An 8,807-nucleotide genomic window follows, 5' to 3' on the forward strand; every position below is an offset into this window, starting at 1 on the left:
CCCATGTCGAACTGGCAGAAAACTTCCGAAGGCGACTTCCACCGTAAGAGCCAGCATCTCGCGTCCGTCGGTGTGACACCGCAGAAGCCGTCGGCGTCGACCATCTTCGTCGACCCGGCGATGGCGCGTCGTGTACTCGCGAAGAACACACACAACCGACCGATCAAAGAGTCACAGGTAGTGCGTCTCATGGCCGAGATGACTTCCGGACGCTGGAAGTACAACGGAGAAGCCATCAAGTGGTCGATCGATGATGTCCTCCTCGATGGGCAGCACCGGCTGACTGCACTCGCCCGGATGGACGACAACTTTCCGGCCATTCCTTTCCTGGTTGTACGCGGGCTCCCCGCAGACACACAAAGCACGATGGATCAAGGGACAACCCGGACGGCCGGCGACCAACTGGTCCTCGAAGGGCTTCTTGGTTCGACTGATTCGAGGATCGTCGCAGGCGGCATCCGGGTCTACCTGGAGTGGCAGCGTATGGCGTTCTTCGGCGATCAGAAGGTCGCAAGCAAGATCAGCAACCCGGAGGTAGTCGCCTGGGCCGCCGAGCACCCGGTCGAGATGGCCATCCTTCAGGACCTTGCCAGTCAGCGTCTCCGGCGCGTCAAGTGCCGACCCAGCGTGACCCTTGCAGTGCTGCTGCAGTTCCGACTGATCGACGGCGAAGCGGCTCGCGAGTTCAGCGAAGGACTCTACTCAGGCGCCGGGCTCCAGTCCGGCAATCCCATTCTCGCCCTGCGTGACCGACTCGATCGTATCCGCGAAGGCAAAGTCAACGTCAGCGACCGTGATCTCATTGGTTACTTCGTGATGGCCTGGAACCACTGGCGCCGTGGTGGGAACACGTCCAAGCTGCAGATGCCCAGAGGCGGGGCCTGGACGCGCGAGTCCTTCCCCGAGGCGGTCTGACTCATGTCCTTCTCGCACTACGCAGATCCAGTCCCTGTAGTAGCAGATGAAAACAGGAAGGTCCACGTATCGCTCGGTGAGGTGAGCGGCCTCGACCTGGCGTACCTGTCGGTTGAGTCCCCGTCCGGCCGGGGTGAAGTGGTTCTCACGCTCGCCGAGCTACGCGACGTGTACAGAGCAATGCAGGAGGCCGATCCGGACTGGCGTGAGCCCAGCGGCGGCTACTACCTCTACCGAGTTGCGATCACGAGCTATCCCGAAGGGGCACTGACCTTCTACACCGACGACACCGGTGAGGAGTTCGGGTACCCCAACCCTGACTGGGAACCCGAGGGGTGGGACCCCGATCCGGGGTATATCGCGCAGTTCGGGAGTCGACGCTTCCACTGGCCGTCCACTAAGCGCGAGTACAAGTCGTTGTCCTCCGCGAAGTCTAGGGCCAAGCTCATCGAATCGTATGGTGCGACAGCGGTTGTGGAGCGGTCGTCGCGGATTGTGTGGCCTGGGCCGGACGATTCCCACCTGGACCGTATCGGCGGTGCGGCATGAGCACCGATCCTGCTGTGGAGGCTGCGCGTAAGGCGTGGGAGCAGTCGTCTCCGCTACGCCCGTTCGACCCGGAGGAGTCGCCGGAGTACTGGATGGTGTTGGCCGCACGCGAAGCACTCAAGTCGAGTCGGCTGCGCACTGCCCTCAATGATCTGGTGGCCCACGGTGATCTGACTCCGTCGGGGCGGATCGTCCTGCAACGCATCATCGGCGGTGCGGCATGAGTGATCTTCCGCTGCATGAGGTTCCGCCCATCCCCATCGACGGCTTGACGGGTACCCATCACGTCACGACCATTCCCGCCACAGGGGAACCCGTCTTCGTGATCTTTCCGCCGGGTGAGGACGACGCCATCGAACTCACCCGCCCGCAACTGTGGCAGCACATCGATGCGCTGCTCACCCTGCTCAAGCGAACCCCCATCCCCACCAGAACCTTGGAGGCGTCATGAACGACAGAAACCTTCAGCCCCTTCAGTACACCCTGAAGGAGGCCGCCCAAATCCTGGGAGTCTCCGAGAAGACCCTTCGCCGCGAGTATGTCGAGGGGCGAATCCTGTTCCGAACCTTGCGTGAGGGGGCGGCAAGTACTTTATCGACCACGAAGAGTGTGTGCGGTGGCGGAACTCGCTGCCGCAGCCGGCTCCGGGTGAGAGGGCGGCGTCGTGAAGGCCGCGATCTGGGTTCCCGCGTATGCGTGTCTTGTGTTGGGGGTGTGGGCGATCCTCCCACCTCTCGGACCGGAAGAACTGGTGGCGTTCGTGATCGTCGCGGTCCTGTTGCTGATGACGGTGGTCGGGTTCTGCATGCCCACCCAGGAGGTCGACCAGTGAGCGGGGCCGAAACCATCTTCGGGTCCGAGCTGTATGGCGCGATCGTGCAGCAGCAGATCGCCGACGCACAACACACCCAGAACCAGCTCGACAAGTACTACCAGCGCAAGGAGGCGCAACTCCTCTGGCTGCGTGCAGAGATAGCGCACTACGCAGCCAAGCAGGACTCGAAGTCGGTCGAGTACGCGCTGCTTTCAATCCTCCAGCGCTCCTACGACATCGAAGACGAGGGGGTCGACCAGTGAGCAGCGGTGCAGTGGAAGCCCGCTATGCCGGCTGGTGCCCCAAATGCCGCACCGACTACCCCGTAGGCACATTGATCGGCTACGTCCGCGAATACCTGGTGTTCCCGGATGGGCGGGCGGGGAAGAACGTGACGGTGTGTGAGCCGTGCGCGGTGGAGGTGACCCGTGAGCGTCGTTGACATGCAGGCGTTTCGGACGGCACGCGACATCGTGGAGGTGGAAGCCGACCTCGCTTCCGAGGCATTCACGCACGGCTTCATGTCCTCGATGCAGGTTTCGGCTGCCGGGTGTAGCGCGGTCCTCACCGACTTCTACGGGCGTCGGGTGTTGAAGGTGGAGCCGCAATCGTCGCCATGGATCACCCGCGATCACGTGCTGGTGTTCCTCGCAGCGCAGGAGGCCCAGCCATGAGCATCTACTACCAGGACGACCTGGTCACCCTCTACCACGGCGACTGCCGAGAGGTCATGGCAGACATGGCAGATCGGTCGGTCGATGTGGTGATCACGGATCCGCCGTACACCGAACGCACACACGGAATGGCAAAGACGAACAGGGGTGCTGGTCATGGCATAAAGGCCGTCACGTTCGCGGCGATCTCTGACGCTGACCTGCGGGCCGTACTCGCCGAGTGTGGGCGGGTCTCGGCGAGTTGGGTGGTCACGTCGCTTGATTACGCGCACGCTTTCGCCTTCGACCAGGGTCCGCCGGTCGGGTTGCGCTCGCTGCGCATCGGTGTCTGGGTGAAGCCCAACCCGATGCCGCAGATCAGTGCCGACCGTCCCGGGCAAGGCTGGGAAGCGATTTCATTTCTACACCGCGCCGACACCAAACCGGCCTGGAACGGGGGTGGCAAGGCTGGCGTGTGGACGTACCCCGTCGTGCAGAACACCGGTCACCCGACGGCGAAACCGCTGCCAATGGTGGAGGACTGGGTGCGCCTGTTCACGAACGCCTCGGAAACGGTGTTCGACCCGTTCGCCGGTTCGGGCACCACGTTGATTGCTGCGGCGAACGAAAACCGTAAGGCGGTCGGTGTCGAGCTTGAGGAGCGTTACTGCGAGCTGATTGCGAAACGCCTCAGTAATCAGACGATGGCTCTCGACTTCGGGGATGCGTCATGAGTGCCGCGGAGCACCGCCAGATCGACGGTGTCGACATGTGGGTGCAACACCTCCCAGACCTCCACCTGTTTTGGGCGTGGGTGAACGGACGCACCGAGTTCGTCACCTGGCCCGACGCCGACCACCCCAGGCCCCGTTGATCGTGCAGGCCTGGTGGCTGAGCGGCTGTTCGAGTTGGTGGCGAGAGCGAAGGCGGCGGCGTGAGGTTCATGTCGAACCGCACCCATGCTGCCGGCGGGTTCCGGTGGCGCGGCCCCCAATACCCCTACGACCTACCCGGACCTGGAGATGTTCTCCCGGACGACCCGGTCGAGCCGGAAGAACTGTTCCCCAATCCTGCCTACGGGCAACAAGACCCATGGAGACAACAATGACCGAAGACATTAGCCAGGACGAACTGTTCCGGCTCACAGGGCGTGATGTCGTCCTGTGCCCGGAGTGCGGCCACGGCATCGACCCGCACGGCACCGATCCGGGGGTGCGTGCGGGGTCGGCAAGTGCGAATGCATGATGTCGCCCAACGGCATCGCCTACGCCCTGATCAATCCGGAAGTCACCCCGGCGCAGAAGCACTACGCCGAAGCGGAGAGGATGCTCGCGTTCATCGAGCACGACCGCAACCTCACGACCACCCAGCACTCGGAGGTCGCAGCGCGCGCCCAGGTGCACGCCACCCTCGCGCAGGCCGCTTCACTGCGGGAGGTTCTGGAATCCCGCGCCACCACCCGGTACCACGTCACGGTCCAGGATGAGGGCGAGTTCCGCCGACGCAGCAGCCGTCTCGGATCTTTCGGTGGTGCGCTGTGAACTCTGTGAGACAGCTTCCCAGCAGCGGTTCGTGGTCTGACCGCTACCGCACGATGCTCGACATCGCCGTGTGGTGTGGCGGCATGATCGTCCGCCCCAAACCCCACCAACTCCAGCTACGGGTGGATGGTGTGACTGCCCTTCCGGGGATTGGATCAAGGCTGACGGCAACGGGTTCGAGGTCATCCCCTCCAGGGCGGGAGCAGACCTCTGATGCCCGACTACAAAGGCCCCTCGACTACGTCGATGTCGCGACCCGAATTGTTGAGTTCCGCAACCAGCACCCCACCGGCTCTCTCCAGCAGGTGCGATACGAAGTTCTTGAGGTTGGCGGCAAGAGCTTCCTCGCGTTCACCGCCGCCGCCTACCGCACGCCGGATGATGAGCGTCCCGGTATCGGTACCGCGTGGGAACCCATCCCCGGCCCCACATCTTTCACCCGTGACTCGGAGATGCAGAACGCTGAGACCGCGGCGTGGGGAGGGCGATCGTCGCAGCGTTGGCGGCGGACACGAAGAAGGGTGTGGCGTCGTCGGAGGAGGTCCGGAACCGTCAGCAGACGCCGGCGCAGCGGGCGCAACGCGAACTGGCTGAGGCTGTGACGGCTGCGGGATGGTGACGAAGGAGTTCGCCGAGTGGGCGATGACCACCCGCAATGTCGATCTGAAGACTGCCGGGATTGCGGTGCTGGTGCCGCTGACTCGTGAGGTGCAGGAGAAGGGGAAGGCGATCATGTCTGTCCCGGATCATGATGCGGCGCAAACCACCCTGGCCGACGAACTCGGCGCACAGGAGGCGTCGTGAGCGGGCGGGCGATGGGATCGCATCAGTGCGCCACCACCGGGGACGACGTGTGGCTGACACCACCGCACGTCCTCGACGCCCTCGGCCCGTTCGACCTCGACCCGTGCGCCGCACCGGCAGAAGCGAACTGGACGACCGCACGCCACCACTACCGACTACCCGACGACGGACTCACACTGCCGTGGGAAGGGCGCGTGTGGTGCAACCCGCCCTACTCCAATGTGTGGCGGTGGCTCGACCGGCTCGCCAACCACGGCACCGGCACCGCACTGATCTTCGCCCGCACCGAGACCGCCGGATTCCAGGCGCAGGTGTGGCGGCGGGCGACCGCAGTGCTGTTCCTCGAAGGGCGGCTCACCTTCCACCACCGCGATGGATCGAAGGCCGCGGCGAACAGCGGCGCACCGTCCTGCCTCGTCGCATACGGGACAGATGACGCGGGCCGACTGCTCGACAGCGGACTCCCTGGCGCGTTCGTCCATGGCTGGTCGATCACGGCAGTTGACGACCAACCATCCCTCTTCGAGGAGGCGTCATGAGCCGCCCTATTTGCGGGTGTGTGGTTTCGATCTCGGCTACGGCCACATGGTCCGTATGCGCTGGGGAGACCGCACCGGCGACATCATCCCATGCCCGAATTGCCTGGCCCATCACGACGCTCAAGACATCCTCAGGAGATACACCCATGAGTAACGGCTTCCACATCGAACCCTCCACCACCCGAATGGATCAGGGCAGAAGATCCAACACCCTGGACGAGAAGAAGCAGGCGTTGGGGTCGTCGAACACGTTCCCCGGTGCGAATGTGTTGAACCGCAACCGGAATGTTTCTGATCTGCCGAAACCGCCGGCCTGGCATGAGGGCGCTCCCTGCGCCTCCTCAGACCCGGACGCGTTCTTTCCCTCCCATTACGGGGTGACGCAAACCGCTGACGCGAAACGGATCTGCGCCGGCTGTGACCGCCGGGAGGTGTGTTTGCAGTGGGCGTTGGACAACCGTGAACCGCACGGTGTGGTTGGGGGTACGACTCCGCGTGAACGTCAGGCCATGTGGAAGCAGGGGCGGCATGACCTGCCAATGCGGGAAGCCCGTCAAAGCGCGCGGCATGTGCGAAATGCACTACGCCCAACACCACCGCCGGCAACGCGCCTACGGACGTTGGACTCCCGACCTGGTCGACGCCCAGCCTGTACGCGAGCACATCCTCAAGCTGCGTGACGCAGGAGTGGGGAACAAACGGCTCGAAGAGGAGTTCGGCGTCCCGCACAGCACCATCCAGCATCTGCTGTACGGGCAACGCGGATACGGTCCGAGCAAACAGGTCCGCCAAGCTACCGCCGACCGCATCCTCCAAATCCCTGTTCCGCGTACCGGTGTCGAGTTTGTGCGACAGGACCGCGTCCCCGCCCTGGGCACAACCCGCCGATTGCAGGCGTTGGTGGCGAACGGGTATTCGCAGACGGATCTGATCAGCCGTCTGGGTTGGCCGGAGAATGGCAGCACTTCGGAGTTGTTCCTCGGACAGTCCCGCAACATTGCGGTTCGTCGAGCACGGGATGTGACGTCCTTGTTCGCGCAGTTGCAGATGGTTCCCGGAACTGATCGGAAGGCGCGGCATCGGGCGAAGGCGAAAGGTTGGTTGCCTCCGTTGGCGTGGGATGAGGACCGTATCGATGACCCCACCTATGAGCCGGAAGTGGTGGACAAACCCCGCACTGCCGAAGACCTGTTCTCCGACTTCGAGTATCTGCTGTCGATGGGTGTTGGGGCGGAGGAGGCATCGCGTCGGGTGGGGATGCTGCCGGCGTCGATGAAGCGCCGGTATGAGCGGCATGGGCGGCGTTGTCCGGCAGCGTTGACGTCGGTGGCGTGGCAGCAGAGGAAGACGGCGTCATGACGGGCTTCTCTGCGGATGTGAAGGCTGCTGCTGCGGTGCGGGCGATGGGTCGCTGCGAAGTCCAAACCGACTGGTGTACCGGCACAGGGCAGGACTATCACCACCGAGCTAACCGCGGCATGGGCGGATCGAAAGACCCACAGATCAACGCCCTGTCGAATTGTCTGCTGGTGTGCCGCGGCTGCCATGACTTCATCGGCCGCAATCCGGCGCAGGCGTACGCGAAGGGCTGGTTGGTGTCGAAGTTCCGGCAGCCGTCCAGCGATGTGGCTGTCCTGCTGTCGGGCCGGTGGGCGTTGCTCGATGATGCCGGCGGGGTCGAGGTGTGCGATGCGGTGGGCTGAGGTTCCGGAGTCCTACCTCCTGTGGGGGGCGATCGAGAGGCCGTGCCCTGAGTGCGCGGCCAGGCCGGGGGAGCTTTGCGTACTCCGTTCCCCCGCAACAGGTGCAGAGAAGACACGACACATCCCCTGCGTGGGGAGAACCAAAGGAGACAACGAATGAGCAACAACAAGAAGGCTTTCGACGGCGAGGCGTTCAAGGCGGTTGAGGTGGTCAAGGTGCAGGCTGTCGGCGGAGGCTCGGGTGGCAATGGCGGCTACGTCGTGCAGCCCTTGGCGTCGGCGAGAACTGCTGTGCGTGTGGTGGTGACGAGAACCCGGAAGGGTTACCAGTGGGCGCAGATCGCCCGCAACGGCAGCGCCGGCGCCATCTCCCCGAAAACGTATGACACGAAGTCGAATGCGGTGCGCGCTGCCAAGCGTCAGGCCGCTCTGGTGGGTGGGGTGGTGGAGGTCCAGTGATCGTCTACGAGAACATCCCGGAGAAGGTGTCTGAGTATCGCGGCACCATCGAGGTGTACGAGGACGAGATCTTGCAGGTCGACCTCGATGCCAAGAGCGTGGTCGCCAGACATCCCGAGTGGCGTTGGCGGTGTAAGTCCCGCAACGGTCAGATCCTCGCTCAGGGGGAAGGCTATCGGCGTAGGTCGGGGCTCTCAACGCCATCGACACCCAGTACGCGGCGCGGTTGAAGGTTGGTGGCATCAACTACGACGTGGTCCCGCGTGGGCAAGAACGGCAGATGCTCGTCTGCCCGTGGCGTGTGGTGATCCTCGACCGCCACGGAGACATCGACAAGATCGGAGCACTCTACTGATGAGCGAGGACAACCCCGTATCCCGCAACCTGCCGGGAAACCCTTTCACCGATAACTACGCGGCCATGACGGCTGAGCAGTCCGCATGGTTCGCCATCGCCTACGAGATTCGCACACTCACCATCGCCCTCACGGAGCAGACATACAACCTGAACGGCAGTCCTCTCTGTGACGAACTGCGAGATCGGCTGGGCCTGAACGGCGGCGGTGTGTCATGACTCGCATCCTTGGTGTGTCCGCTGTACCGGGTTTCTTCCCACCCGGACCTGTTGATTGTCGAACGGGCAGACGTTGGTGCCGGCCGAAGACCTGGAGCAGGCGCAGGCACGCATCGCCGAACTCGAAGTGGCGCTGAGAAGGAAGCGGCTCATCTTCGACCAGGTATGCAACGACCGTGCCGCCCTCAATGCTGACGTCAATCGCTTATCCGCTGACCGTCTCGAATCTGAGGCCACCGCAGACGATGTGGTGGAGA

General features: G+C 63.7%; 21 protein-coding genes and 1 pseudogene. All 22 read left to right on the plus strand.

The window, feature by feature from the left end:
• Nucleotides 1–3: 3 nt before the first annotated feature.
• Nucleotides 4–915 carry a hypothetical protein gene (locus BLU62_RS03505; RefSeq protein ID WP_244278006.1) on the plus strand — a complete coding sequence of 304 codons (912 nt, stop codon included), beginning with the start codon at nucleotides 4–6 and terminating at the stop codon, nucleotides 913–915.
• Nucleotides 916–918: 3 nt separating this feature from the next.
• Nucleotides 919–1,464: a DUF7304 family protein gene (locus tag BLU62_RS03510; RefSeq protein ID WP_425284521.1), complete on the plus strand. Its 546-nt coding sequence runs from the start codon at nucleotides 919–921 to the stop codon at nucleotides 1,462–1,464.
• Entirely contained in the window at nucleotides 1,461–1,688 is a 228-nt protein-coding gene (locus BLU62_RS03515) for a hypothetical protein (protein WP_074847847.1), read from the plus strand. Before BLU62_RS03510 ends, BLU62_RS03515 begins: the two co-directional genes overlap by 4 nt.
• Nucleotides 1,685–1,915, plus strand: coding sequence for a hypothetical protein (locus BLU62_RS03520; RefSeq protein WP_074847850.1), 231 nt, complete (start codon nucleotides 1,685–1,687; stop codon nucleotides 1,913–1,915). Before BLU62_RS03515 ends, BLU62_RS03520 begins: the two co-directional genes overlap by 4 nt.
• Nucleotides 1,916–2,128: 213 nt before the next feature.
• The gene (locus BLU62_RS32805) at nucleotides 2,129–2,296 is read left to right on the plus strand and encodes a hypothetical protein (RefSeq protein WP_159441495.1); all 168 of its coding nucleotides are present in this window, start codon (nucleotides 2,129–2,131) and stop codon (nucleotides 2,294–2,296) included.
• Nucleotides 2,293–2,541, plus strand: a complete 249-nt coding sequence (locus BLU62_RS03525; protein WP_074847845.1) for a hypothetical protein — start codon at nucleotides 2,293–2,295, stop codon at nucleotides 2,539–2,541. The genes BLU62_RS32805 and BLU62_RS03525 overlap by 4 nt, the downstream gene beginning before the upstream one ends.
• Nucleotides 2,538–2,720, plus strand: coding sequence for a hypothetical protein (locus tag BLU62_RS32360; RefSeq protein ID WP_139179899.1), 183 nt, complete (start codon nucleotides 2,538–2,540; stop codon nucleotides 2,718–2,720). Before BLU62_RS03525 ends, BLU62_RS32360 begins: the two co-directional genes overlap by 4 nt.
• Nucleotides 2,707–2,952, plus strand: a complete 246-nt coding sequence (locus tag BLU62_RS03530) for a hypothetical protein (protein ID WP_074847843.1) — start codon at nucleotides 2,707–2,709, stop codon at nucleotides 2,950–2,952. Before BLU62_RS32360 ends, BLU62_RS03530 begins: the two co-directional genes overlap by 14 nt.
• Complete coding sequence (locus BLU62_RS03535) at nucleotides 2,949–3,665, plus strand: DNA-methyltransferase (protein WP_074847841.1); 717 nt, start codon at nucleotides 2,949–2,951, stop codon at nucleotides 3,663–3,665. Before BLU62_RS03530 ends, BLU62_RS03535 begins: the two co-directional genes overlap by 4 nt.
• Entirely contained in the window at nucleotides 3,662–3,805 is a 144-nt protein-coding gene (locus BLU62_RS32810; protein WP_159441525.1) for a hypothetical protein, read from the plus strand. The genes BLU62_RS03535 and BLU62_RS32810 overlap by 4 nt, the downstream gene beginning before the upstream one ends.
• Nucleotides 3,806–4,035: 230 nt before the next feature.
• Nucleotides 4,036–4,176 (plus strand): hypothetical protein, encoded by a 141-nt coding sequence (locus tag BLU62_RS32815; RefSeq protein ID WP_159441503.1) that lies wholly within the window; start codon nucleotides 4,036–4,038, stop codon nucleotides 4,174–4,176.
• Nucleotides 4,173–4,472, plus strand: coding sequence for a hypothetical protein (locus tag BLU62_RS03540; RefSeq protein WP_074847917.1), 300 nt, complete (start codon nucleotides 4,173–4,175; stop codon nucleotides 4,470–4,472). Before BLU62_RS32815 ends, BLU62_RS03540 begins: the two co-directional genes overlap by 4 nt.
• Before the next feature lie 612 nt (nucleotides 4,473–5,084).
• Nucleotides 5,085–5,276: a hypothetical protein gene (locus BLU62_RS03545; RefSeq protein WP_074848303.1), complete on the plus strand. Its 192-nt coding sequence runs from the start codon at nucleotides 5,085–5,087 to the stop codon at nucleotides 5,274–5,276.
• Nucleotides 5,273–5,815: a DNA N-6-adenine-methyltransferase gene (locus BLU62_RS03550; protein ID WP_244277996.1), complete on the plus strand. Its 543-nt coding sequence runs from the start codon at nucleotides 5,273–5,275 to the stop codon at nucleotides 5,813–5,815. The genes BLU62_RS03545 and BLU62_RS03550 overlap by 4 nt, the downstream gene beginning before the upstream one ends.
• 185 nt (nucleotides 5,816–6,000) lie before the next feature.
• Nucleotides 6,001–6,315, plus strand: a pseudogene (locus BLU62_RS33600) (WhiB family transcriptional regulator); the annotation flags it as partial.
• A 28-nt stretch (nucleotides 6,316–6,343) separates the two neighbouring features.
• The gene (locus BLU62_RS03560; RefSeq protein ID WP_074848069.1) at nucleotides 6,344–7,174 is read left to right on the plus strand and encodes a hypothetical protein; all 831 of its coding nucleotides are present in this window, start codon (nucleotides 6,344–6,346) and stop codon (nucleotides 7,172–7,174) included.
• The gene (locus BLU62_RS32365) at nucleotides 7,171–7,518 is read left to right on the plus strand and encodes a hypothetical protein (protein WP_074847827.1); all 348 of its coding nucleotides are present in this window, start codon (nucleotides 7,171–7,173) and stop codon (nucleotides 7,516–7,518) included. The genes BLU62_RS03560 and BLU62_RS32365 overlap by 4 nt, the downstream gene beginning before the upstream one ends.
• Nucleotides 7,519–7,674: 156 nt before the next feature.
• Nucleotides 7,675–7,977, plus strand: coding sequence for a hypothetical protein (locus BLU62_RS03570; RefSeq protein WP_074847809.1), 303 nt, complete (start codon nucleotides 7,675–7,677; stop codon nucleotides 7,975–7,977).
• The gene (locus tag BLU62_RS03575; RefSeq protein WP_074848307.1) at nucleotides 7,974–8,207 is read left to right on the plus strand and encodes a YegP family protein; all 234 of its coding nucleotides are present in this window, start codon (nucleotides 7,974–7,976) and stop codon (nucleotides 8,205–8,207) included. Before BLU62_RS03570 ends, BLU62_RS03575 begins: the two co-directional genes overlap by 4 nt.
• Nucleotides 8,204–8,332 (plus strand): hypothetical protein, encoded by a 129-nt coding sequence (locus tag BLU62_RS34285; protein WP_280141501.1) that lies wholly within the window; start codon nucleotides 8,204–8,206, stop codon nucleotides 8,330–8,332. Before BLU62_RS03575 ends, BLU62_RS34285 begins: the two co-directional genes overlap by 4 nt.
• Nucleotides 8,332–8,550 (plus strand): hypothetical protein, encoded by a 219-nt coding sequence (locus BLU62_RS03580; protein ID WP_074847813.1) that lies wholly within the window; start codon nucleotides 8,332–8,334, stop codon nucleotides 8,548–8,550. The genes BLU62_RS34285 and BLU62_RS03580 overlap by 1 nt, the downstream gene beginning before the upstream one ends.
• Nucleotides 8,551–8,626: 76 nt before the next feature.
• The coding region (locus BLU62_RS03585; protein ID WP_208863594.1) for a hypothetical protein at nucleotides 8,627–8,807 on the plus strand (181 nt) is incomplete at its 3' end.

This window comes from Gordonia westfalica, from assembly GCF_900105725.1.
GTDB classification, from domain to species: Bacteria; Actinomycetota; Actinomycetes; order Mycobacteriales; family Mycobacteriaceae; genus Gordonia; species Gordonia westfalica.

Bases quoted from the DNA above. Each gene is read 5' to 3' on its own strand.
- BLU62_RS32815 (WP_159441503.1), top strand. From the start codon at position 4,036: ATGACCGAAGACATTAGCCAGGACGAACTGTTCCGGCTCACAGGGCGT.
- BLU62_RS03580 (WP_074847813.1), top strand. From the start codon at position 8,332: ATGAGCGAGGACAACCCCGTATCCCGCAACCTGCCGGGAAACCCTTTC.
- BLU62_RS03510 (WP_425284521.1), top strand. From the start codon at position 919: ATGTCCTTCTCGCACTACGCAGATCCAGTCCCTGTAGTAGCAGATGAA.
- BLU62_RS03560 (WP_074848069.1), top strand. From the start codon at position 6,344: ATGACCTGCCAATGCGGGAAGCCCGTCAAAGCGCGCGGCATGTGCGAA.
- BLU62_RS32365 (WP_074847827.1), top strand. From the start codon at position 7,171: ATGACGGGCTTCTCTGCGGATGTGAAGGCTGCTGCTGCGGTGCGGGCG.
- BLU62_RS03570 (WP_074847809.1), top strand. From the start codon at position 7,675: ATGAGCAACAACAAGAAGGCTTTCGACGGCGAGGCGTTCAAGGCGGTT.
- BLU62_RS03520 (WP_074847850.1), top strand. From the start codon at position 1,685: ATGAGTGATCTTCCGCTGCATGAGGTTCCGCCCATCCCCATCGACGGC.
- BLU62_RS03535 (WP_074847841.1), top strand. From the start codon at position 2,949: ATGAGCATCTACTACCAGGACGACCTGGTCACCCTCTACCACGGCGAC.
- BLU62_RS03515 (WP_074847847.1), top strand. From the start codon at position 1,461: ATGAGCACCGATCCTGCTGTGGAGGCTGCGCGTAAGGCGTGGGAGCAG.
- BLU62_RS03505 (WP_244278006.1), top strand. From the start codon at position 4: ATGTCGAACTGGCAGAAAACTTCCGAAGGCGACTTCCACCGTAAGAGC.
- BLU62_RS03540 (WP_074847917.1), top strand. From the start codon at position 4,173: ATGATGTCGCCCAACGGCATCGCCTACGCCCTGATCAATCCGGAAGTC.
- BLU62_RS03545 (WP_074848303.1), top strand. From the start codon at position 5,085: ATGGTGACGAAGGAGTTCGCCGAGTGGGCGATGACCACCCGCAATGTC.
- BLU62_RS32810 (WP_159441525.1), top strand. From the start codon at position 3,662: ATGAGTGCCGCGGAGCACCGCCAGATCGACGGTGTCGACATGTGGGTG.